We start from the raw sequence: 21,587 nt of genomic DNA on the forward strand, positions 1-21,587 counted from the left end.
GCGGACTAGGAGGAAATCTATGAAGAAAATTCTAGGTGTTTTAACAATAGTAGTATTACTTGTATCAGTTTGTCTTTACTTTTTTTCTAAACAACCTAAAAACATTTTTGATGAAATCTATCAGGAAACAGAGAAAACCTATCGCACAAATAATATTTTAAGAAATATAGAAGGTTTTGAAATCGATGATGTCTGGCCAAGTGATGGAGATTATTTTAAATATAGCCCTTTAGGAAAGTATAAGACTCCTCCAGAGGATTATCTTGAACTGAGAGTTGGATTTAATTTTGAGAAAGCGTATAGTAAACTGTTTGTTTCATTTGAGAGAAAAATAGCTGATGGTACGAAGCTATGGATGGTCAACAAATATAATCCAAATACTAAAACAATCACAAAGTCAATTCAGATTGTGATATCAGGAAATGAGGATAGTTATATCGAAGACGAAGCTCAGGTGAAATCCTATCTAGAGCAGTACGGTATCACTGCTAAGGACTTGGATTCCTACTACGACGAAATCGTCAACCAGAAAGTCTTGAAGGACTGGTGCACGATTTATAACAGCAAGTACTCGCCAAGCAACTATGGCGATGTCAAGNATATTAGCTTTAATTTTGGAGAAGGTATTAAAGGGATGACGATACGTTTTGAAAAAAGGATTAATTCGGATATTACCCTATGGTATTCAGCACACTATAATATGCAAAAGAAAGTGCTCAAAAAAGGGCTTGCGATTTTTGAAGAGCCAAGGCAACCAGGTCAATATCTTAATGATGAAGAAAAAGTAAGAGACTATTTAAAAAAATACAACATAACCAAAGAAGAATTAGAGAAAGACTTCGACGAAATCGTCAATCAGAAGGTTTTAAAAGACTGGTGTTCCATCTATGACAGCAAGTACTCGCCAAGCAACTATGGCGATGTCAAGATTGAAACCCAGTGGGAGAATTGGTGACAGGCCACGCAGACTTTACCCACCAGTCCATCACTATGGCTACTCATCTTAATCCTAATCAAGTCCAGTTAACTGATATCTATGGCGGTAGAGAGCATGTCAAGGACCTTTCAGGCTGGGAGGAAGACACGACATTTAATGCAAATGATATGAAACCAAGCATCGGCGAGGATGATTACAAGGCTGATTTGGACTCGGTCAATCTTATCGGCCGTATGCAAAAGGGGAATCCTATGACCAAGCCATATCTTCTTACTATGCTGATCTTCAAAAAGATTCCTCTCAGAGAGAAAGAGAATTCTTAAAAAATAAAGATTGGAAGCATGTCAGAAGTACTATTTATGCTAGTATCCTCCCATTAGAGATTATGGAAAAAGGTGAAGATACCATTAAAGCATATATTGAAAGTAACTATTCAGGTGTATCCAAGTTTTTAAACCGCTTGGAAGCCGTGGCGGACTAGGAGGAAATCTATGAAGAAAATTCTAGGTGTTTTAACAATAGTAGTATTACTTGTATCAGTTTGTCTTTACTTTTTTTCTAAACAACCTAAAAACATTTTTGATGAAATCTATCAGGAAACAGAGAAAACCTATCGCACAAATAATATTTTAAGAAATATAGAAGGTTTTGAAATCGATGATGTCTGGCCAAGTGATGGAGATTATTTTAAATATAGCCCTTTAGGAAAGTATAAGACTCCTCCAGAGGATTATCTTGAACTGAGAGTTGGATTTAATTTTGAGAAAGCGTATAGTAAACTGTTTGTTTCATTTGAGAGAAAAATAGCTGATGGTACGAAGCTATGGATGGTCAACAAATATAATCCAAATACTAAAACAATCACAAAGTCAATTCAGATTGTGATATCAGGAAATGAGGATAGTTATATCGAAGACGAAGCTCAGGTGAAATCCTATCTAGAGCAGTACGGTATCACTGCTAAGGACTTGGATTCCTACTACGACGAAATCGTCAACCAGAAAGTCTTGAAGGACTGGTGCACGATTTATAACAGCAAGTACTCGCCAAGCAACTATGGCGATGTCAAGATTGAAACCCAGTGGGAAAATTGGTGACAATATGAAGAAAATCCTAGGCCTAGTAGCTTTATTCGTGATAATCGTATCATCTTGTTTTTACTTTTTTGTGCGTCAACCTAAAAATATTTTTGATGAAATTTACCAAGAGACAGCAAAAAATTATTTGGGCCATTATAACTTCAAAGACTTAAAAAATGTGACAGTAAAAAATCGAAAGCTTTATGATTCGAATATGAATGAAACGGATAAGTATGAATCAATAATAACATACGATGATTCTTCTCTTGGAAGCGATGTGAAGAATTTAGAACTACGGTTTAATTTTGATGGTAGTAGTAAAGGGGTAAATATTTGGTTTGAAAGATATGCTAACTCAGGAGAAAAAATTAACTTTGTTATTCATTACGAATTTAAGAAAAAAGTATTAGTTAAAAAAATTCTGATTTATGAAAATAGATCGGAAACTTATATCGAAGACGAGGCCCAAGTAAAATCCTATATAGAGCAGTATGGTATCACTGCCAAGGACTTGGATTCTTATTACGACGAAATCGTCAATCAGAAAGTCTTGAAGGACTGGTGTACCATTTATGACAGCAAGTACTCGCCAAGCAACTATGGCGATGTCAAGATTGAAACCCAGTGGGAGAATTGGTGACAATATGAAGAAAGCACTCGGTTTAGTAGCCTTATTCGTGATAATCGTATCATCTTGTTTTTACTTTTTTTCTAAACAACCTAAAAATATTTTTGATGAAATCTACCAGGAGACAGAGAAGACTTATCAGTCAAATAATATTTTAAGAAACATAGATGGGTTTAAAATTAGTCAAGGTTGGCCTAATGATGGAGAATATTTTGCATATACCCCTTCAGGGAAGTATCAAACTCATCCTGAAGGTTATAAAGACATAAGTATTGGATTTAATTTTGGTTCAGGTATTAAAGGAATGACGATTCTTTTTGAAAGAAAGACTAATTCGAATATTACCCTATGGTATTCAGCACACTATAATATAAAAAAGAAAATCCTCAAAAAAGAGCTTGCGATTTTTGAAGAGCCAAGGCAACCAGGTCAATTTATTGATGATGAAGAAAAAGTAAGAGAATATTTAAGAAAAAATAATATTTCCAAAGAAGAATTAGAGAAAGACTTCGACGAAATCGTCAATCAAAAAGTCTTAAAAGACTGGTGTACCATTTATGACAGTAAGTACTCGCCAAGCAACTATGGTGAGGTCAAGGTTGAAACCCAGTGGGAGAATTGGTNAAAAGTCTTAAAAGACTGGTGTACCATTTATGACAGTAAGTACTCGCCAAGCAACTATGGTGAGGTCAAGGTTGAAACCCAGTGGGAGAATTGGTGACGAGGGTCAGTAGATATTTTGGAAAATATTCTATGAATTGAAGTGGAAATCCCACCTAGAACGAACTAGGTGGGATTCTTTGCCTATAAAATGAGAAATTAGCGAATCTTGCTCTATTTTTTAACGTGTTCCGATAAAAAGGTGTAGGTCATGGTTCCAAAGATGGCACCAATTCCCAAACCTAAGACTAGTAAAGGGAGCGTTTTATCGAACTGGGAGAGATTGTCCCAAAAGGTATTGAGGGGGAGATGCTGAACAAAGAGTTTGTGAAAGGCTGATAAGACAAACAAGCCAATTGGAATACTGATAAATACACCCCAACTACGAACTTTGATTTGGCTTTTGCTGTAGCTTTTGTGATGGATTTCGGACGGGTCATCCTTGTCTAAATGTAAGTTGCGAACTGCTAGTCTCGCCCTAGATGCGAGGACGAAGATAAGTCCAAAATAGAGGTAGGGCATGGCATCTCGAACCAACCCTATGAAGCGTCCAAATAGGAGATAGAACAAGAAGAGTAGGAGGGAGGAGTAAACGATTTGGATCAAGGCACGGGCACAAGCCTTGTAAATCATCTCTTGACGGCATTCATCAAAAGGCCCTTGTATGTGAAAGAATAGTTTGAGTAAGCGAGTGGTGAAATCTTCTTTTTTCATGGGAGTGATCTCCTAAATGAGCGATTTTTGATTGACTTCTTTAAAGAGTTGATAGAGAGTATAGAAGTAAACCAAACTAAAAATGATACAGATTATTAGAAATACCAGGTATCTCCAATCCATAGGATTTGTTAAAAGTTGTGGAAAGGATACGAGGATAAAACAGAGAGATGCGTTTAGAAGACGTATTTTTTTTGATTGGATTTTCTGGAATCTCTGTCCCTTGTTCAATACAGGAAGGAATAAAAGAAAGATAATCAAGAAAGGATGCTCAATATGTCCAGAAAGTAGGAAAAAGGTAACAAAGATACTGATAAAAACATGACTGATCAGTAGTCTAGCTAGTGATTTCATAAGGAACCTCCTAGTCGTTTTCTTGGTCTTTCTTGGCTTTTCGAATGCGAAGAGAGACGATAATTTGTATGGTCACTCCGAAGAAGAGGGTAGCTAGGATAGTTGATACAAAATGCCCTGTATTTAAAAGAGAACCAAGATAATCCTTGCTATCATCGGTTAGGACATTCAGAAGCGGTATTCCAAAGAACATGCCAATGCCATAGATCAGACCAGCTTTTAGACCCGGAAAATGTAGCTGTTTACTTTCTTTCTTACTTAACATTTCGGGATCAATAGCTGTGATGCCCGTTTTCTTGGTTTGGGAGACCACATAGAGGGCAGCCATCATCGAAATGCCAAAAACCACGAGAGGATAGCCGATAGCGACAATTTGTGGGTATTTATAAGCAAGGACAAAGGGGATGAGGTTGCCAAATATCATGAGATAAAAGAGAACGATAAAGACCTGATTCCCGATACGATCGGCCTCGCGCCGTTTGTGTTCGTCAAGGGGGCCAGAAATGCCGTATGTGCGTTTGATGAGTTTGTCAGTGAGAGTTTCTTTTTTCATTTGTTTGCTCCTTTTTTAAAAATCGTCTTCCCAAAAGAGGCTATTGAGGTCAGTTTGGAGGCTGCGGGCGAGATTGAGACAGAGTTCCAGGGTTGGATTGTACTTGTCATTTTCAATCATGTTGATGGTCTGTCTCGAGACACCGATATCTTTGGCGAGCTCGAGCTGGGAAATGCCCAGTTCCTTGCGGAATTCTTTGACACGATTCATAGGGTCTCCTTTCTGATATGTCGCATATATTTGACTATATTATATTCTTTTGGAGATGAGTTGTCAAGTATATACGACATTTTTTTGAGAATTTTTTTCGAAGAAACTTAGCCTTGTCTGACAAGTGCAAGCTGGTCAGATTTGTGGTAAAATAGATAAGATATGACAAAAGAATTTCATCATGTAACGGTCTTGCTTCATGAAACGATTGATATGCTGGACGTAAAACCTGACGGTATCTACGTTGATGCGACTTTGGGAGGAGCAGGCCATAGCGAATATTTATTAAGTAAATTGAGCGAAAAAGGGCATCTCTATGCCTTTGACCAGGACCAGAATGCCATTGACAATGCGCAAAAACGTTTGGCACCCTATATCGAAAAGGGGATGGTAACCTTTATCAAGGATAACTTCCGTCATTTGCAGGCACGTTTGCAGGAGGCTGGTGTCCAGGAAATTGATGGAATTTGTTATGACTTAGGGGTGTCCAGTCCTCAGCTGGATCAGCGTGAGCGTGGCTTTTCTTATAAAAAGGATGCGCCACTGGATATGCGGATGAATCAGGAAGCTAGTCTGACGGCCTATGAGGTGGTCAATCATTATGACTATCATGACTTGGTTCGGATCTTTTTCAAGTATGGTGAGGATAAGTTTTCTAAACAGATAGCTCGTAAGATTGAGCAAGCGCGTGAGGTGAAACCCATTGAGACAACGACGGAGTTGGCAGAGATTATCAAGTCAGCCAAGCCTGCCAAGGAGCTCAAGAAAAAGGGGCACCCTGCCAAGCAGATTTTTCAGGCTATCCGAATCGAAGTCAATGATGAGCTGGGCGCTGCAGACGAATCCATCCAGCAGGCCATGGACATGCTGGCTTTGGATGGTAGAATCTCGGTCATTACCTTCCATTCGTTGGAAGACCGCTTGACCAAGCAATTATTCAAAGAAGCTTCAACAGTGGAAGTTCCCAAAGGCTTGCCCTTCATTCCAGATGATCTTAAGCCCAAGATGGAATTGGTATCCCGCAAGCCAATCTTGCCAAGTGCTGAAGAGCTAGCAGCCAACAATCGTTCGCATTCAGCCAAGTTGCGCGTGGCTAGAAAAATTCACAAGTAAGAGGAAAAACATGGCAGAAAGAATCGAAAAAACAAGCCAGTTATTGCAAACGAAGTTTAAAGGTTTTTCACGTGTGGAAAAGGCCTTCTATGTTTCGATTGCTGCAACAATGATTATCCTGGCAATTAGCGTTGTGTTTATGCAGACCAAGCTATTACAAGTTCAGAATGAATTGACCAAGGTCAATGCTCAAATCGAAGAAAAGAAAACCGAGCTAGACGATGCCAAGCAAGAGGTCAATGAATTGATTCGTTCAGAACGTTTGAAAGAAATTGCAAACTCTAAGGATTTGCAGCTGAATAACGAAAATATCCGAACAGCGGAGTAAGAAATGAAACAGTGGAAAGAAAAAATCATCCGTTATGCCGTTCGTAATCGTAAATCTCCAGAAGAAAACCGCCGAAGAGTAGGGAAAAGCCTAAGTTTATTGGCTGTCATACTCTTCGCTGTCTTTTTGGTCAACTTTGCGGTCATTATCGGAACGGGTAAAAAATTTGGTAAGGACTTGGTTCAAGAAGCAAACAAGGTCCATCAAACAACCAAGACGATTCCTGCAAAACGAGGAACCATCTACGATCGTAATGGAACACCTATTGCTGAGGATGCGACTTCGTATAATATCTATGCGGTTATTGACAAGACCTACAAGTCAGCAACAGGCAAAATTCTCTATGTAGAGGATTCTCAATTTAATAAGGTAGCTGAAATTTTCCATAAGTATCTGGATATGGAGGAGTCCTATGTCAAAGAACAGCTTTCTCAACCAGATTTGAAACAGGTATCTTTTGGTACCAAGGGAAATGGGATTACCTATGCCAATATGATGGCTATTAAAAATGACCTAAAAACTGCTGGCGTGGAGGGAGTTGACTTCACAACTAGTCCTAACCGCAGTTATCCCAATGGACAGTTTGCTTCTTCCTTTATCGGTTTAGCGCAGCTCCATGAAAATGAAGATGGCACCAAAAGGTTGATTGGAACCTCTGGTCTAGAGAGTTCTTTAAATAACATTCTGGCGGGTACAGATGGGATCATCACCTATGAGAAAGATCGTCTGGGAAATATTGTTCCGGGTACAGATCAAGCTTCCCAACAAACGGTAGATGGAAAGGATGTATACACAACCCTTTCTAGTCCCTTGCAATCCTTTATGGAAACGCAGATGGACGCCTTTCAGGAAAAACTAAAAGGCAAGTATATGACTGCGACCTTGGTTAGTGCCAAGACCGGTGAAATCCTCGCTACCACCCAACGACCTACCTTTAATGCAGATACTAAAGAAGGAATCACTGAGGACTTTGTTTGGCGTGATATTCTTTATCAAAGTAACTATGAACCAGGATCAGCCATGAAGGTTATGATGTTAGCTTCTTCTATTGATAATAATACCTTCCCAAGTGGAGAATACTTCAATAGCAGTGAATTTAAAATGGCGGATGCGACGACTCGAGATTGGGATGTTAATGAAGGTTTGACTACTGGTGGGATGATGACTTTCTTACAAGGTTTCGCTCACTCCAGTAATGTTGGAATGAGTCTACTTGAACAAAAAATGGGAGATGCTACTTGGTTGGATTATCTAAAACGCTTTAAATTTGGGGTTCCAACTCGCTTTGGCTTGACAGATGAATACGCTGGTCAACTTCCAGCTGATAATATTGTTAGTATTGCTCAAAGCTCATTTGGGCAAGGAATTTCAGTGACACAAACACAAATGCTTCGTGCCTTTACAGCTATTGCTAATGATGGAGTTATGCTGGAGCCAAAATTTATAAGTGCTATTTATGATACTAACAATCAGTCTGTACGTAAGTCACAAAAAGAAATAGTAGGAAATCCTGTTTCCAAAGAGGCAGCAAGCACAACTCGAAATCACATGATCTTAGTTGGGACGGACCCTCTATATGGAACTATGTATAATCACTACACAGGAAAGCCAATTATAACAGTTCCTGGACAAAATGTAGCAGTTAAATCCGGTACGGCTCAAATCGCTGATGAGAAAAATGGAGGATACTTGGTTGGTTCTACCAATTATATTTTCTCAGTTGTGACTATGAATCCTGCTGAAAATCCTGATTTTATCTTGTATGTAACGGTTCAACAGCCTGAGCATTATTCAGGTATCCAGTTGGGAGAATTTGCCACCCCAATCTTGGAGCGGGCTTCAGCTATGAAAGAATCTCTCAATCTTCAGTCAACTGCTAAGAACTTGGATCAGGTCAGCAAGACGACAAGCTATGCCATGCCAGCTACCAAGGACTTTACTCCAGGTGACCTAGCAGAGGAATTGCGTCGCAACCTTGTCCAACCAATCGTTATTGGAACAGGAACCAAGATCAAGGAACTCTCGGTTTCTGAAGGAGATAATTTGGAAGCTAATCAGCAAATCTTGATCCTGTCAGATAAGGTCGAAGAAATGCCTGATATGTATGGATGGACAGATGAAAATGTGCAAACATTTGCCAAATGGCTGAATATAGAAGTCGAGTGGGAAGGTAGTGGCAAAACGGTCAAGAAACAAAGTGTCCGTGCCAATACAGCCCTCAAAGATATTAAAAAAATGAAAATAACTTTAGGAGATTAAGATGATTAGTTCCATTAGTGCTGGAATTCTAGCCTTTCTATTGACCTTGATTGGCATTCCAGCCTTTATCCGATTTTATCGAAAAGCGCAGATTACAGGTCAGCAGATGCACGAGGATGTCAAGCAACACCAAGCTAAAGCTGGGACTCCAACCATGGGAGGTCTTGTCTTCCTTATTGTGGCAGTAGTGGTGAGCTTCCTTGTCGCTCTCTTTACCCAACAATTGACCAACAATGTCGGCATGATTTTGTTTATCTTGGTTTTGTATGGTTTGGTAGGTTTTTTGGATGATTTCCTCAAGGTCTTTCGTAAGATCAACGAAGGCTTGAATCCTAAGCAAAAGCTTGCTCTCCAGCTCCTTGGAGGAGTGATTTTCTACCTCTTTTATGAGCGTGGTGGCGATATGCTTTCAGTTTTTGGCTACCAAGTTCATCTGGGAATTTTCTATATCTTCTTTGCCCTTTTCTGGCTAGTTGGCTTTTCAAATGCGGTGAATCTGACGGACGGGATCGACGGCTTAGCAAGTATTTCCGTGGTGATTAGCTTATCGGCCTATGGTGTGATTGCTTATATGCAAAATCAACTGGATATCCTTCTTGTGATTCTTGCCATGATTGGTGGTTTGCTAGGCTTCTTCGTCTTTAACCACAAGCCTGCCAAGGTCTTTATGGGAGATGTGGGAAGTTTGGCTCTTGGTGGGATGCTGGCAGCAATCTCTATGGCCCTCCACCAAGAATGGCCCCTTTTGTTGATTGGGATTATCTATGTCTTTGAGACAAGCTCTGTTATGATGCAGGTTACCTACTTCAAACTTAGTGGTGGGAAGCGTATTTTCCGTATGACACCTGTCCACCACCATTTTGAGCTTGGAGGATTCTCAGGCAAGGGCAATCCTTGGAGCGAGTGGAAGGTTGACTTCTTCTTTTGGGGAGTTGGGCTTCTAGCAAGTCTCTTGACCCTAGCCTTTTTATACCTACTGTAAAACTAACTTTTGATGACAAAATAAAACAGGATGAAGGTGATCTTCATCCTGTTTTTGTGTGTTTAAAGGTTAGTTGGAGTCATCCTTTCTTCCTTTTAACATAAAAGTGGCTGTAAGGGCTAGGCTGAGTCCTGCTAAGAAGAGGAGTGGGTTGGACGCTTCTCCTGTTGCTGGAAGTTCTTCTTTAGGAGAATGATTTCCAGCTTTCGCAAGACTAGGACTAGCTGAAAGCTGTTCAGCCTCGTGTGCCAAAGTTTCTGCATCTGAAGAACTTGGTTTTTCATCTGTACTAGGGGCTGTTCCAGCAGCTTGATAGACGACAGCATAGGTACTGAAATGATTAGTGATGAATTCTACCTTTCCGTCTCGAACGGTGAAATCAAGGGCTTGCAACTCCTTGGTCGGAGTAATATAGTAGACCTTTTCTACGTTAGCTGAAATAGGCAAGCGAACCAAGACAGAGCCTTTTGGCTGCAAGCTATGATCGGTTGGATTTTTAAGCTGTAGGTCGTAAGCATCATAGGTCTTGCCAAAGAGTTCTTGAGCTAGGACACGTCGGCTAGAGATATGAGAAATTCCTTCTAAGTCAGTGACTCCACCAATGATTTCCACTCCAGTTTCCTTATCTTTTAAGACTCGAACTGGATAGTCAGGAAGGCTATGGGTCGGAGCGACCTGATCTCCACTGGTTCCGATAGGTTTGGTGTATTCAGGTTTTTCAACAGTAGGAGCTTCCTCTTGTCCTGCCGTTCCGATAGGGTCAGTGTATTCAGGAATTGTCACTGTAGGCGGTTCCTCTTGCCCTGCAGTCCCGATAGGCTCGGTGTATTCCGGAATGTCAACTGTTGGAGTTTCTTGTTCTCCTACAGTTCCGATAGGCTCAGTGTATTCAGGCTTTTCAACTGTAGGTGGCTCTTCTTGTCCTGCCGTTCCGATAGGGTTGGTGTATTCCGGAATTTCAACAGTAGGAGCTGGTTCCTCTCCCTTTCTTGTAGTTGGTTGCTTCTCATCAACTTTCTTTTCATCCTTTTTAGTAAAGACGGCTACGATAGGGCTGCTTGTGGTATTTCCTTGAATGGTATAAGCTTCAATGGCATTTCCAGCTTTGCGATCGGTTTCTTCAGGGATTGGGATTTGAACTTGATTGTCCTGGACTGATAGGATAGTCTGATCTCCACTTGTAACCAGATGCGTTTCATCCACCTTACGCAAAACTAGAGGATCTTTGACACCTGGGAAGGTCACTGCGATGGCTTCCCAATCTCCAGCTGGTAGGCTTAAGGAAATGGTTTTGTCATTTTCCTTAAGAGGCGCGATGCTAGGGCTATCTATACCAATAGCAGGGGCTTTGATGATATCAAAGGAATCTAGAGAAATTTTCTTGCGACCTTCTGGTGAATCTGGATCAACACGTAATGTCAGGGTGTGCGGACCGTCAGTGAGATTTGTAAATTCGCCAATAAAGGCTCTCTTTTCAGTTGCGCCTGACGTATAGAAATCCAAAGCAGGCATTTCTTTTCCATCCAGTGTCACAAGCGCTTTACCTAGCTCAGTAGTTTTCAAGCCATAGATACGAATGCCTGTACCAGTAAAGGAAATAGTTGCCTGAGCTTCTGAATCTGCACTAGAGTCGCTGTTATTAATATCAGCGTACTTTTCCGTGCCTCCGTAGAGTTCAGGGTCAGACCAGTCCTTAAACTGGGAGCCATACTGGATGCGCGAATCACGATCGTCCATTTTTTCAATCGTGCTTCCTTTTCCAGATAGGACCTTGAAGTAGTCTAAGGAAATTTTTGAGCGCTCACTACCACGTCCTTTGTGCTCACGTTTAACACGAAGAGTCAATGTGTGAGGTCCGTCAGATAATCCTGTGAAGCGACCGATGAGGCTACCTTTTTCAGTTGCCCCAGCAGTATGGAAGTCAAGCTCGCCGACTTCTTTGCCATCAATTTTGGCAGTGGCAAGACCTAGTTCAGATGATTTCAGTCCATAGATTTCGATACCAACGCCAGTGAAAGGAATGGTAGCAGTGATGTCTTCGTCTGTGTAGTCTCCTTTTGAAAGGTCAGCAAATTTCTCTGTTCCTCCAAATAATTCTGAGTCTGCCCAGTTTCCGAAGGCAGCTCCGTACTGGATGCGGCTATCTCGGTCGTCCATCAACTCGCTATAGGTTTCAACAGCGGCCTGTTCAGAAACTTGTGTGGAAACTTCGCCCAGCATAGCCTTGACAGTATAGGTGTAGGCATGTTGAGGATTGAGTGATCGGTCAATAAAGTGGGTTTGATTGGTTACAAATTCTCTGCTTGCAGAGGTTTGACCAGATTCGTCTTTCACTTGTCTTTGGATGACATAGTGGGTAGCGCCTTCTACTTGGTTAAAGGTAAGTTCGGCAGTGACTCCATTTTGTCGAACTGCTGTCAAACTGGTTACACGACCAGGGAAATGTTCAAAGGTAATGACGTCTCCTTTTTGAGTAGCTAGTTGGATGCGGCCATCTTTGAGGGTAGTTGCCTTGACTGCTTTGCCATTGACCTTAACCTGACTGGCTTCGATATTTGGATAGTCTACAACTAGATCTCCACCGACATTTGAAAGGAAGGACAAGCTTTGCAAGTTCTTATCTTTCCACTTCATGCTGACTTCAAAGTTACCACGGGCAATCAAGCCAGAAACCTGACCGTCTTTCCAAGCATCTGGAAGGGCTGGCAATGGCGCAATATAGCCAGTATGAGATTGGAGGAGCATTTCTGCCATTCCACTGGTTGCTCCAAAGTTGCCATCAATTTGGAAAGGCGCGTGGGTATCCCAAAGGTTTTCTAGGGTTGAGTATTTGAGCTGTTCAGCGAGTAAGCGATGGGCACGGTTACCGTCCAAGAGACGAGCCCAGAGGTTGATTTTATTGGCCTTAGACCAACCAGTACCCCCATCTCCACGGTGGTTGAGGGTAGCACGCGCAGCCTCTAGGTATTCAGCCTGGTCCTTGCTAAAGAGCGTACCTGGGAAGAGACCAACTAGATGGGAAACGTGGCGGTGGTTGTTTTCAATACCTTCGTTGGTGAATTGTGGGCTGTCTTCTTCGTACCATTCCTTGATGCGTCCCTCTTTGTTTATGTGAAGCGGTTTGAGTTTGTCAAATTTAGCCTTGACCTCTGTGACTAAGTCTTGGTCGACTTTCAGATGGTTGGCAACTTCCATGTAGTCGTGGAATAGCTGCCAGACTAGCGACTGGTCAAAGGTATTTCCAATCGTGATGGTACCGTGTTCTGGTGAGTAGGATGGAGAAGACACCCAACGGTCACTGGCCTTGTCATAGTGCAAGAAGGAATTCCAGAACTTAGCTGTTTCCTTCAACATAGGATAAATCTTTTCTTTGAGATAGGTCTCATCCTTGGTGAATTTATAGTGGTCATAGACATTCTGCATCATCCAAGCGTTGGCTGCTGGAGACCAACCCCAATAGTAATTCCAACCAGGAGTAGTCCAGCCAAATGGTGTCGCCTGAGTGTGGACTAGCCAACCATTTTCTTGTCCGTCTTTGGATTCGATACCTGCGTATTCTTTAGCAGCAATACGACCATAGTAGCGCATGTCGTCAATGTAATTGATCATTGGCTTGGCTGTTTCAGCAAGGTTGCTCATGTAGGCTGGCCAATAGTTCATTTGCAAATTGACATTGAGGTGATAGTCAGCGTTCCAAGGTGGATTGTCTACAGCATTCCAGACTCCTTGTAGGTTTGCAGGAAGGGCATCTGTCCGATTACGAGAAGAACTGATGAGTAAATAACGTCCGTATTGGAAGAAGAGTTCTTCCAATTTTTGTCCTTTTTCTGGGTTATAGCCTTGAAGGGCCTCTTTCGTCGTTTGAGCAGTCTTGTTTCCGCCTAGATTTAGTTTAACGCGGTTAAAGAGACTTTGATAGTCCTTGATATGGGCCTTTTTAAGTGTCTCGTAGTCTTTGGCCTTAGCTGCTTCGACAATCCCTTTAACTGTTTTTTCGAGGTCAATGTCTTTTCGATAGTTGGTTTTTGGATTCTGAGCAAAGTTAGTCTTGGCACTGAGATAGAGGGTTGCATAACTTGCGCCTGTAACGGTTAGAGTTTCGTCCTGAACAGTCACCGTTCCATCTGTTTTAATTCCTAGATAGGATGCAAATTTGAGGCCGTTATCTTTGACAGTTCCCTTTAGAAGGATTCCGTTTGCATCTGTAGTGACATGACCATTCTTATAGTTGGAATATTCCCAAGAGTAGTTGCCATTAGCAAGCAAGTCTTCTGTCAAGCTGTTCCAAAGGGTAAAGTCAAGTGTCTTGTTTCCTTTTTTGGTCAAGTGGGTCACAGTGACATCATCAGGATAACTGGAGAAGGTTTCGCGTTTGAAGGTCGTCCCATCTTGGGTGTAAGAAGTTGTCGTAGTGGCTTCAGTGATATCCAAACGACGATGATAATCAGTTACAGTATCTAGTCCTTTCTTCTGGTTATTAAAGACCATGAAGATATCTCCAAAGGCTAGATAACGTCCATACTGGGCGTTGTTTGGTCCAACTAGATTTTGTTCGGCGAGCTGTTTTGCCTTTTGGCGGTCACCAGCTTCGAGGACTTTACGTATCTCTGCTAAAACCTTGTAGCGATCCTTGTAGTTTCCTCCGTTATAGTCGGTGCTATCGGGTTGTGGTCCTCCTGACCAGAGGGTCTTTTCGTTGTACTGGATTCTCTCTTCCCCAATGAGTCCGAAAACCTTGGCTCCCATATCTCCATTTCCGACAGGAAGGGCTTGTTTTTCCCATCCATTATAGGAAGGGGGTGTTGGTTGATTGTAGTTAAGTTGATAGTTTTCTTGCTTTGTCACGGGTAGCTCGGTATTTTCATTCTCCTTGTTTTCGTTTGTTTCAACAATGGCTTCTTCACTAGCTTGACTATTTGTCTTCTGATTCTCCTCAGCTGGCTTGCTTTCGGAAACTACTGGACTCTCTGCTATAGGCGGATTTGTAGTTTCAGTAGTTTCAGTCGCTTCAGCTGCTTTGGGTTCACTATCAGGCTTAGTGATAGCTTCGACAGAGGTTGGTTCAGTTTGCTTGACCTCAACACTGTCTGCGGCTACAGTGTGGTTTACTAGAAAAACGGCCCCTAGTAAAACAGAAGCAGCCCCAACCGTCAGCTTGCGGATGCTATAGCGACAGGATTTCTCCCAAAAGTATTTTTTCATAAAACCCTCCTTTGTTTATTCGAAACCGCTTACATTTTATAAAGCAGTTTCGTTTAATTTGTTTCTATTTATCTCCTCACCTCCCATTCTAATGGTCGTTTAGCATTTGTCAAGAGGTTTTTGGTGAAAAACATATTTGAGATTGCTTTTTCTTAAAAAAGTAGAAGAAAGAGAGGAAAGGGTGGAATTATTCGTAATTTCATAATTCATTCTGATTGTAAGACTAACTTAGAATTAGCTTAACCCCCTCCCTGAAAGCGTAAAACAAACTAGTCAGGAAAGTCACTTTATGGTATAATATAGAAGACTCAAAAAGAAACAGGAGAAAAAGAATGGACTTACTTTTAGCAATTATCTTGATTGTGTTAGCTTTTCTAGGGGGAGCTCTTGGAGGGATGTACTTGGTTCGTAAGCAAATCGAAAAAGAATTTGCGGACAACCCACGTTTGAACGCTGAGGCAGTTCGTGCTCTTTTGAGCGCAAATGGTCAAAAACCAAGCGAAGCCAAGGTACAACAAGTTTACCACCAAATCATCCGCCAACAAAAAGCAGCCCTTGCTAACAATAAAAAGAAATAAATAGGAAAAGTCTGGGATGAAAGTTCCAGACTTCTCACTATGTTCAATAGTTCTCAAGGATAAGACTTTTTCCTTGCATTCTATTGATATTTGATTATGATTAAAAGAGAGGCAGTTGCCATTCTATCAAGCTGTCTGTCCGTTCATTTAGGACGAGTAATTATGATGAACTATCAATCAGAAAAAAGACTAGAAAGAAGACTGTATGGATAATCGACCAATTGGTTTTTTGGATTCGGGTGTCGGGGGCTTAACCGTTGTTCGTGAGCTCATGCGCCAGCTTCCCCATGAAGAAATCGTCTATATTGGAGATTCGGCACGGGCGCCCTATGGTCCCCGTCCTGCTGAGCAAATCCGTGAATATACTTGGCAGTTGGTCAACTTTCTCTTGACCAAGGATGTCAAAATGATTGTCATTGCTTGTAATACTGCGACTGCGGTCGTCTGGGAAGAAATCAAGGCTCAACTAGACATTCCTGTCCTAGGTGTGATTTTGCCAGGAGCTTCGGCAGCCATCAAGTCCAGTCAAGGTGGGAAAATCGGAGTCATTGGAACGCCCATGACGGTCCAATCAGACATCTATCGTCAAAAAATCCATGATCTGGATCCGGATTTACAGGTGGAGAGTTTGGCCTGTCCCAAGTTTGCTCCCTTGGTGGAGTCTGGTGCCCTGTCAACCAGTGTAACCAAGAAAGTGGTCTATGAAACCCTGCGCCCCTTGGTTGGAAAGGTGGATAGCCTGATTTTGGGTTGTACCCATTACCCACTCCTTCGCCCCATCATCCAAAATGTCATGGGACCAAAGGTTCAGCTCATCGATAGTGGGGCAGAGTGTGTGCGGGATATCTCGGTTTTACTGAACTATTTTGAAATCAATCGTAGCCGAGATGCTGGACCTCTTCAACATCGTTTTTACACAACAGCCAATAGCCAAAGTTTTGCCCAGATTGGAGCAGAATGGCTGGAAAAAGAGATTCATGTGGAGCATGTAACTTTATGACAAACAAAATTTATGAATACAAGGATGACCAGGACTGGTATGTCGGTGTCTGGGATGTCTATGGAGGCATCTATAGCCTTATCAAAGATCCTCTCGAGCTTGATTTTATGGATTTAGCGCGGATTTTTCGTGACGAGGAAAACGGCTTTCCGATTACGATAACGGTGATGCGCTGGTCTTCTAACTTCCGTCTGCTCTCCTTTATCGTTGAGATTTTAAATGCAGAAGCAGGCCGCAATCTACAAGTTATCCAACGTCAGGGGGCTCTTCTCTTGGTTGAAAATGGAAAGCTTTTGCATGTTGAATTGCCTAAAGAAGGAGTCAATGTAGAAGCCTTCTTTGAAACTAACAAGGTCAGAGAAACCTTATTGATTGCAACTCGTAACGAGGGCAAGACCAAGGAATTCCGAGCTATCTTTGACAAGTTAGGCTACGATGTGGAAAATCTCAATGACTATCCAGATCTGCCTGAAGTAGCTGAAACTGGCATGACCTTTGAAGAAAATGCTCGACTTAAAGCAGAAACTATTTCCCAATTAACAGGCAAGATGGTGCTAGCAGATGACTCAGGTCTCAAAGTCGATGTCCTCGGCGGTTTGCCAGGAGTCTGGTCAGCTCGTTTTGCAGGTGTGGGAGCAACTGACCGTGAAAACAATGCCAAGCTCTTGCACGAATTGGCCATGGTCTTTGATCTCAAGGACCGTTCGGCTCAATTCCACACAACCCTAGTCGTAGCTAGTCCAAACAAGGAAAGCTTGGTTGTTGAAGCTGACTGGCCAGGATACATTAACTTTGAACCCAAGGGTGAAAATGGCTTTGGTTATGATCCGCTCTTCCTTGTGGGAGAGACAGGTAAGTCAGCGGCTGAATTAACCCTTGAAGAAAAAAATAGCCAATCTCACCGCGCCTTAGCCGTTAAGAAACTTTTGGAGGTATTTCCATCATGGCAAAGCAAACCATCATTGTAATGAGTGACTCCCACGGAGATAGCTTGATTGTGGAAGAAATCCGTGATCGCTATCTGGGGAAAGTCGATGCCATTTTTCACGATGGTGACTCTGAACTCCGTCCAGACTCTCCTCTCTGGGAAGGCATCCATGTCGTCAAAGGAAATATGGACTTTTATGCTGGTTATCCAGAACGTTTGGTGACTCAACTTGGTCCGACTAAGATTATCCAGACGCATGGGCACTTGTTTGACATCAATTTCAACTTCCAAAAGTTGGACTATTGGGCTCAGGAAGAAGATGCCGATATCTGTCTCTATGGTCACTTGCATGTGCCAAATGCTTGGATGGAAGGCAAGACTCTTTTTCTAAATCCAGGCTCCATCAGCCAACCAAGAGGAACCATCAGAGAATGCCTCTATGCCCGTGTAGAGATTGATGACAGCTATTTCAAAGTAGACTTTTTGACACGTAATCATGAGGTTTACCCAGGCTTGTCCAGGGAGTTTGCTCGATGATTGCCAAGGAATTTGAAGCATTTTTATTGGAGCAGGAAGAGACTTTTCTTACCCCCGCTGAGAATCTAGCAGCCTTGATTGATACCCATAATGCTGATCATGCGATTTTAGTGTTGAGCCAAATCACTTATACCCGTATCCCTGTTGTGACCTTTGACAAACGCTTTGTCGGGACTATTGGTCTGAGAGACATTTTGGCTTATCAAATGGAGCAAGGTTTGACGGATGAGCAGATGGCAAAGACAGACATCGTCAATATGACTAAGACAGATGTGGCAGTCGTCGCTCCAGACTATAACATCACAGAGGTCCTCCATAAACTGGTGGATGAACCTTTCTTGCCAGTGGTAGATGATGAAGGGATTTTTCAAGGAATCATCACGCGCAAGTCCATCCTCAAGGCCGTTAATGCCCTCTTGCATGACTTTAGTAAGGAATATGAGATTCGATGCAAATGAGAGATAGGATTTCAGACTTTTTAGGGGGAAAGCAGGGTTTGTCTGCCAATTCCAAGCAGTCCTATAAGTATGATCTAGAGCAATTTTTAGACATTGTGGGTGAGCGGATTTCTGAGACCAGTCTTAAGATTTACCAAGCCCAGCTAGCCAATCTAAAAATCAGCGCCCAGAAGCGAAAACTTTCGGCCTGTAACCAATTTCTCTACTTTCTCTATCGAAACGGAGAAGTGGACAGCTTTTACCGTCTGGAATTAGCCAAACAAGCTGAAAAGAAGACTGAAAAACCAGAAATTCTAGACCTAAACTCTTTTTGGCAGGAAAGTAATTATCCAGAAGGACGCTTGCTGGCGCTTCTTATCTTGGAAATAGGGCTCTTGCCAAGTGAGATTTTAGCCCTTAAGGTTGCAGATATCAATCTGGATTTTCAGGTGTTGCGAATTAACAAAGCTTCCCAACAGAGGATTGTCACCATACCCACGACCTTGATTCCAGAGCTAGAACCCTTGATGGGACAGACCTATCTCTTTGAAAGGGGAGGGAAAGCCTATTCTCGTCAGTGGGCCTTTCGTCAGCTGGAGTCCTTTGTCAAGGAGAAAGGTTTCCCAGAACTATCAGCCCAAGCCCTACGGGAACAGTTCATTCTAAGACAAATAGAAAACAAGGTCGATTTGTACGAAATTGCAAAAAAACTAGGATTAAAAACAGTCCTGACCTTAGAAAAATATAGATAATGGATATTAAATTAAAAGATTTTGAAGGGCCCCTGGACCTGCTCTTGCACTTGGTTTCTAAGTACCAGATGGATATTTACGATGTGCCCATTACGGAAGTTATCGAGCAGTATCTAGCCTATGTCTCAACTCTGCAGGCCATGCGTCTGGAAGTGACGGGCGAGTATATGGTCATGGCTAGTCAGCTCATGCTAATCAAGAGTCGCAAGCTCTTACCAAAGGTAGCAGAAGTGACAGACTTAGAGGATGACCTGGAGCAGGACCTTCTCTCTCAAATCGAAGAATACCGCAAGTTCAAACTCTTGGGTGAGCACTTGGAGGCTAAGCACCAAGATCGGGCCCAGTACTATTCCAAAGCGCCAACAGAGTTGATTTACGAGGATGCGGAGCTTGTACATGATAAGACGACCATTGACCTCTTTTTGGCTTTTTCAAATATCCTAGCCAAGAAAAAAGAGGAATTCGCTCAGAATCACACGACCATCTTGCGGGATGAGTATAAGATTGAGGACATGATGGTCATCGTAAAAGAGTCCTTGACTGGACGAGACCAGTTGCGCTTGCAGGATTTGTTCAAGGAAGCCCAGAATGTCCAAGAGGTTATTACCCTCTTTTTGGCAACCCTAGAGTTAATCAAAACCCAGGAATTAATCCTCGTGCAAGAGAAGAGTTTCGGAGATATCTATCTCATGGAAAAGAAGGAAGAAAATCAAGAGGCACAAAGCTAGACTTGATAGAGAGGAAAGATGAGTACTTTAGCAGAAATAGAAGCGCTCTTGTTTGTGGCAGGTGAAGATGGGATTCGGGTTCGTCAGTTGGCTGAACTCCTCTCACTTCCACCGACAGGCATCCAACAGAGTTTAGAAAAATTAGCCCAGAAGTATGAAAAAGACCAAGAGTCGAGCTTGTCCCTGATCGAGACAGGTGGTGCATACAGATTGGTCACCAAACCTCAATTTGCAGCGATTTTGAAGGAATACTCCAAGGCGCCCATCAATCAAAGTTTATCTCGGGCTGCTCTTGAAACCTTGTCCATCATTGCCTACAAGCAGCCGATTACCCGAATTGAGATTGATGCTATTCGTGGGGTTAACTCGAGTGGAGCCTTGGCAAAGTTGCAGGCTTTTGAATTGATAAGAGAAGATGGGAAAAAAGAAGTGTTGGGCCGCCCTAATCTCTATGTGACTACGGATTATTTCCTAGATTACATGGGAATTAACCATTTGGAGGAACTGCCAGTGATTGATGAGCGTGAGATTCAAGCTCAAGAGAGCCAATTATTTGGTGAAAGGATAGAAGAAGATGAGAATCAATAAATATATTGCCCACGCAGGTGTGGCCAGTAGGAGAAAAGCAGAAGAGTTGATCAAGCAAGGCTTGGTAACCGTCAACGGTCAAGTGGTGCGTGAACTCGCAACGACCATCAAGTCTGGTGACAAGGTCGAAGTGGAAGGTCAACCTATCTACAACGAAGAAAAGGTCTACTATCTGCTTAACAAACCACGTGGAGTGATTTCCAGTGTGACAGATGACAAGGGCCGCAAGACTGTTGTGGACCTCTTGCCCAATGTTAAAGAACGCATTTACCCTGTGGGACGTTTGGACTGGGATACATCAGGTGTCTTGATTTTAACCAATGATGGTGATTTTACGGATGAGATGATTCACCCCCGTAATGAGATTGACAAGGTCTATGTTGCGCGTGTTAAAGGTGTGGCCAATAAGGATAATCTCCGCCCCTTGACCCGTGGTCTTGAGATTGATGGCAAGAAAACCAAGCCAGCTGTTTATGAAATTCTCAAAGTGGATCCAGTTAAAAATCGCTCAGTAGTGCAGTTGACCATCCATGAAGGACGTAATCATCAGGTTAAAAAGATGTTTGAAGCCGTCGGTCTTCAAGTGGATAAGTTGTCTCGGACACGTTTTGGACACTTAGACTTGACAGGTCTTCGTCCAGGAGAATCCCGTCGCCTTAATAAAAAAGAAATCAGCCAACTACACACCATGGCTGTAACCAAGAAATAATGAAACGCATCTTAATAGCGCCAGTACGCTTTTACCAACGTTTTATCTCACCAGCCTTTCCACCCTCTTGTCGCTTTGAGCCGACTTGTTCCAACTACATGATTCAGGCTATTGAAAAGCATGGTTTCAAGGGTGTTCTGATGGGCTTGGCTCGGATTTTACGTTGTCATCCATGGTCGAAAACAGGCAAGGATCCCGTCCCAGACCACTTTTCCCTCAGACGAAATCATAAACAAAAAGAATCAGTCTGATTCTTTTTTGTATACTCTAGAAAGGAAGTTGGAAGATTAAGATTTTCACTATCCTTCTCC

The 21,587-nt window shown here is 42.3% G+C and carries 23 protein-coding genes and 2 pseudogenes; 20 read left to right on the top strand and 5 right to left on the bottom strand.

What is annotated here, in order from left to right; all coding sequences use genetic code 11:
- Window positions 1–19: 19 nt before the first annotated feature.
- The 6 genes and pseudogenes from AB2B49_RS06750 to AB2B49_RS06775 all read left to right on the top strand — a co-directional run.
- Window positions 20–598 (top strand): annotated as a pseudogene (locus AB2B49_RS06750) (TipC family immunity protein); the annotation flags it as partial.
- Window positions 599–661: 63 nt separating this feature from the next.
- Window positions 662–955 (top strand): annotated as a pseudogene (locus AB2B49_RS06755) (TipC family immunity protein); the annotation flags it as partial.
- Window positions 952–1,260: a hypothetical protein gene (locus AB2B49_RS06760; protein WP_231071365.1), complete on the top strand. Its 309-nt coding sequence runs from the start codon at window positions 952–954 to the stop codon at window positions 1,258–1,260. The pseudogene AB2B49_RS06755 and the gene AB2B49_RS06760, both read left to right, overlap by 4 nt.
- Before the next feature lie 168 nt (window positions 1,261–1,428).
- On the top strand, window positions 1,429–2,034 hold the full coding sequence (locus AB2B49_RS06765; RefSeq protein WP_049505160.1) for a TipC family immunity protein: 606 nt from the start codon (window positions 1,429–1,431) through the stop codon (window positions 2,032–2,034).
- Between the two features lie 4 nt (window positions 2,035–2,038).
- The gene (locus AB2B49_RS06770) at window positions 2,039–2,656 is read left to right on the top strand and encodes a TipC family immunity protein (RefSeq protein ID WP_049505159.1); all 618 of its coding nucleotides are present in this window, start codon (window positions 2,039–2,041) and stop codon (window positions 2,654–2,656) included.
- Window positions 2,657–2,660: 4 nt separating this feature from the next.
- Window positions 2,661–3,365, top strand: coding sequence for a TipC family immunity protein (locus tag AB2B49_RS06775; RefSeq protein ID WP_320692035.1), 705 nt, complete (start codon window positions 2,661–2,663; stop codon window positions 3,363–3,365).
- Window positions 3,366–3,478: 113 nt separating this feature from the next.
- On the opposite strand, the gene AB2B49_RS06780 is transcribed toward AB2B49_RS06775, so the two are convergent.
- From AB2B49_RS06780 to AB2B49_RS06795, 4 genes are read right to left on the bottom strand one after another with little or no spacing between them, the layout of a single operon-like run.
- On the bottom strand, window positions 3,479–4,018 hold the full coding sequence (locus AB2B49_RS06780; protein ID WP_254734030.1) for a DUF3278 domain-containing protein: 540 nt from the start codon (window positions 4,016–4,018) through the stop codon (window positions 3,479–3,481).
- Between the two features lie 12 nt (window positions 4,019–4,030).
- Entirely contained in the window at window positions 4,031–4,372 is a 342-nt protein-coding gene (locus AB2B49_RS06785) for a hypothetical protein (protein ID WP_000838131.1), read from the bottom strand.
- A gap of 10 nt (window positions 4,373–4,382) precedes the next feature.
- Window positions 4,383–4,925, bottom strand: coding sequence for a DUF3278 domain-containing protein (locus AB2B49_RS06790; RefSeq protein ID WP_254734032.1), 543 nt, complete (start codon window positions 4,923–4,925; stop codon window positions 4,383–4,385).
- Window positions 4,926–4,940: 15 nt separating this feature from the next.
- Window positions 4,941–5,135, bottom strand: coding sequence for a helix-turn-helix transcriptional regulator (locus AB2B49_RS06795; RefSeq protein ID WP_001082470.1), 195 nt, complete (start codon window positions 5,133–5,135; stop codon window positions 4,941–4,943).
- 162 nt (window positions 5,136–5,297) lie between these two features.
- Between AB2B49_RS06795 and rsmH the strand changes: the two genes are divergently transcribed.
- The 4 genes from rsmH to mraY are packed head-to-tail and all read left to right on the top strand — an operon-like array spanning window position 5,298 to window position 9,817.
- The gene (rsmH, locus tag AB2B49_RS06800; protein ID WP_195217261.1) at window positions 5,298–6,248 is read left to right on the top strand and encodes a 16S rRNA (cytosine(1402)-N(4))-methyltransferase RsmH; all 951 of its coding nucleotides are present in this window, start codon (window positions 5,298–5,300) and stop codon (window positions 6,246–6,248) included.
- A 10-nt stretch (window positions 6,249–6,258) separates the two neighbouring features.
- Window positions 6,259–6,576 carry a cell division protein FtsL gene (gene ftsL, locus AB2B49_RS06805; protein WP_049550447.1) on the top strand — a complete coding sequence of 106 codons (318 nt, stop codon included), beginning with the start codon at window positions 6,259–6,261 and terminating at the stop codon, window positions 6,574–6,576.
- A 3-nt stretch (window positions 6,577–6,579) separates the two neighbouring features.
- A complete protein-coding gene (pbp2x, locus tag AB2B49_RS06810; protein ID WP_320692023.1) occupies window positions 6,580–8,835 on the top strand; it encodes a penicillin-binding protein PBP2X in 2,256 nt (751 codons plus the stop codon).
- A gap of 1 nt (window position 8,836) precedes the next feature.
- Window positions 8,837–9,817 carry a phospho-N-acetylmuramoyl-pentapeptide-transferase gene (gene mraY / locus AB2B49_RS06815; protein ID WP_320692024.1) on the top strand — a complete coding sequence of 327 codons (981 nt, stop codon included), beginning with the start codon at window positions 8,837–8,839 and terminating at the stop codon, window positions 9,815–9,817.
- A gap of 69 nt (window positions 9,818–9,886) precedes the next feature.
- Here the strand turns inward: mraY and AB2B49_RS06820 are convergent, their stop codons facing one another.
- Window positions 9,887–15,019, bottom strand: coding sequence for an SIALI-17 repeat-containing surface protein (locus tag AB2B49_RS06820; protein ID WP_320692025.1), 5,133 nt, complete (start codon window positions 15,017–15,019; stop codon window positions 9,887–9,889).
- Between the two features lie 332 nt (window positions 15,020–15,351).
- On the opposite strand from AB2B49_RS06820, the gene AB2B49_RS06825 reads away from it, so the two are divergent.
- From AB2B49_RS06825 to yidD, 10 genes are all read left to right on the top strand, one after another.
- A complete protein-coding gene (locus AB2B49_RS06825) occupies window positions 15,352–15,597 on the top strand; it encodes a YneF family protein (protein WP_000364980.1) in 246 nt (81 codons plus the stop codon).
- A gap of 205 nt (window positions 15,598–15,802) precedes the next feature.
- Window positions 15,803–16,597, top strand: coding sequence for a glutamate racemase (gene racE / locus AB2B49_RS06830; protein ID WP_000370379.1), 795 nt, complete (start codon window positions 15,803–15,805; stop codon window positions 16,595–16,597).
- Window positions 16,594–17,565, top strand: coding sequence for a nucleoside-triphosphate diphosphatase (locus AB2B49_RS06835; protein WP_049505152.1), 972 nt, complete (start codon window positions 16,594–16,596; stop codon window positions 17,563–17,565). Before racE ends, AB2B49_RS06835 begins: the two co-directional genes overlap by 4 nt.
- Window positions 17,541–18,062: a metallophosphoesterase gene (locus AB2B49_RS06840; protein ID WP_001118941.1), complete on the top strand. Its 522-nt coding sequence runs from the start codon at window positions 17,541–17,543 to the stop codon at window positions 18,060–18,062. Before AB2B49_RS06835 ends, AB2B49_RS06840 begins: the two co-directional genes overlap by 25 nt.
- Window positions 18,059–18,520, top strand: a complete 462-nt coding sequence (cbpB, locus tag AB2B49_RS06845; RefSeq protein WP_000560694.1) for a cyclic-di-AMP-binding protein CbpB — start codon at window positions 18,059–18,061, stop codon at window positions 18,518–18,520. The genes AB2B49_RS06840 and cbpB overlap by 4 nt, the downstream gene beginning before the upstream one ends.
- Window positions 18,517–19,251 carry a site-specific tyrosine recombinase XerD gene (gene xerD / locus AB2B49_RS06850; RefSeq protein WP_320692026.1) on the top strand — a complete coding sequence of 245 codons (735 nt, stop codon included), beginning with the start codon at window positions 18,517–18,519 and terminating at the stop codon, window positions 19,249–19,251. The genes cbpB and xerD overlap by 4 nt, the downstream gene beginning before the upstream one ends.
- Window positions 19,251–19,979 (top strand): segregation/condensation protein A, encoded by a 729-nt coding sequence (locus AB2B49_RS06855; protein ID WP_049505150.1) that lies wholly within the window; start codon window positions 19,251–19,253, stop codon window positions 19,977–19,979. Before xerD ends, AB2B49_RS06855 begins: the two co-directional genes overlap by 1 nt.
- A gap of 18 nt (window positions 19,980–19,997) precedes the next feature.
- Window positions 19,998–20,567 (top strand): SMC-Scp complex subunit ScpB, encoded by a 570-nt coding sequence (gene scpB, locus AB2B49_RS06860; protein ID WP_049505149.1) that lies wholly within the window; start codon window positions 19,998–20,000, stop codon window positions 20,565–20,567.
- The gene (locus tag AB2B49_RS06865) at window positions 20,554–21,276 is read left to right on the top strand and encodes a pseudouridine synthase (protein WP_001222228.1); all 723 of its coding nucleotides are present in this window, start codon (window positions 20,554–20,556) and stop codon (window positions 21,274–21,276) included. The genes scpB and AB2B49_RS06865 overlap by 14 nt, the downstream gene beginning before the upstream one ends.
- The gene (gene yidD / locus AB2B49_RS06870; protein WP_049505148.1) at window positions 21,276–21,527 is read left to right on the top strand and encodes a membrane protein insertion efficiency factor YidD; all 252 of its coding nucleotides are present in this window, start codon (window positions 21,276–21,278) and stop codon (window positions 21,525–21,527) included. Before AB2B49_RS06865 ends, yidD begins: the two co-directional genes overlap by 1 nt.
- Window positions 21,528–21,587: the final 60 nt, after the last annotated feature.

The organism is Streptococcus jiangnanensis (assembly GCF_040888325.1).
Classification (GTDB): Bacteria; Bacillota; Bacilli; order Lactobacillales; family Streptococcaceae; genus Streptococcus; species Streptococcus jiangnanensis.

What these genes read in the sequence shown, in the direction of transcription:
- AB2B49_RS06765 (WP_049505160.1), top strand. Translation starts at nt 1,429, where the DNA reads ATGAAGAAAATTCTAGGTGTTTTAACAATAGTAGTATTACTTGTATCA.
- AB2B49_RS06770 (WP_049505159.1), top strand. Translation starts at nt 2,039, where the DNA reads ATGAAGAAAATCCTAGGCCTAGTAGCTTTATTCGTGATAATCGTATCA.
- AB2B49_RS06780 (WP_254734030.1), bottom strand. Translation starts at nt 4,018, where the DNA reads ATGAAAAAAGAAGATTTCACCACTCGCTTACTCAAACTATTCTTTCAC.
- AB2B49_RS06785 (WP_000838131.1), bottom strand. Translation starts at nt 4,372, where the DNA reads ATGAAATCACTAGCTAGACTACTGATCAGTCATGTTTTTATCAGTATC.
- AB2B49_RS06790 (WP_254734032.1), bottom strand. Translation starts at nt 4,925, where the DNA reads ATGAAAAAAGAAACTCTCACTGACAAACTCATCAAACGCACATACGGC.
- AB2B49_RS06795 (WP_001082470.1), bottom strand. Translation starts at nt 5,135, where the DNA reads ATGAATCGTGTCAAAGAATTCCGCAAGGAACTGGGCATTTCCCAGCTC.
- rsmH (WP_195217261.1), top strand. Translation starts at nt 5,298, where the DNA reads ATGACAAAAGAATTTCATCATGTAACGGTCTTGCTTCATGAAACGATT.
- ftsL (WP_049550447.1), top strand. Translation starts at nt 6,259, where the DNA reads ATGGCAGAAAGAATCGAAAAAACAAGCCAGTTATTGCAAACGAAGTTT.
- pbp2x (WP_320692023.1), top strand. Translation starts at nt 6,580, where the DNA reads ATGAAACAGTGGAAAGAAAAAATCATCCGTTATGCCGTTCGTAATCGT.
- mraY (WP_320692024.1), top strand. Translation starts at nt 8,837, where the DNA reads ATGATTAGTTCCATTAGTGCTGGAATTCTAGCCTTTCTATTGACCTTG.
- AB2B49_RS06820 (WP_320692025.1), bottom strand. Translation starts at nt 15,019, where the DNA reads ATGAAAAAATACTTTTGGGAGAAATCCTGTCGCTATAGCATCCGCAAG.
- AB2B49_RS06825 (WP_000364980.1), top strand. Translation starts at nt 15,352, where the DNA reads ATGGACTTACTTTTAGCAATTATCTTGATTGTGTTAGCTTTTCTAGGG.
- racE (WP_000370379.1), top strand. Translation starts at nt 15,803, where the DNA reads ATGGATAATCGACCAATTGGTTTTTTGGATTCGGGTGTCGGGGGCTTA.
- AB2B49_RS06835 (WP_049505152.1), top strand. Translation starts at nt 16,594, where the DNA reads ATGACAAACAAAATTTATGAATACAAGGATGACCAGGACTGGTATGTC.
- AB2B49_RS06840 (WP_001118941.1), top strand. Translation starts at nt 17,541, where the DNA reads ATGGCAAAGCAAACCATCATTGTAATGAGTGACTCCCACGGAGATAGC.
- cbpB (WP_000560694.1), top strand. Translation starts at nt 18,059, where the DNA reads ATGATTGCCAAGGAATTTGAAGCATTTTTATTGGAGCAGGAAGAGACT.
- xerD (WP_320692026.1), top strand. Translation starts at nt 18,517, where the DNA reads ATGAGAGATAGGATTTCAGACTTTTTAGGGGGAAAGCAGGGTTTGTCT.
- AB2B49_RS06855 (WP_049505150.1), top strand. Translation starts at nt 19,251, where the DNA reads ATGGATATTAAATTAAAAGATTTTGAAGGGCCCCTGGACCTGCTCTTG.
- scpB (WP_049505149.1), top strand. Translation starts at nt 19,998, where the DNA reads ATGAGTACTTTAGCAGAAATAGAAGCGCTCTTGTTTGTGGCAGGTGAA.
- AB2B49_RS06865 (WP_001222228.1), top strand. Translation starts at nt 20,554, where the DNA reads ATGAGAATCAATAAATATATTGCCCACGCAGGTGTGGCCAGTAGGAGA.
- yidD (WP_049505148.1), top strand. Translation starts at nt 21,276, where the DNA reads ATGAAACGCATCTTAATAGCGCCAGTACGCTTTTACCAACGTTTTATC.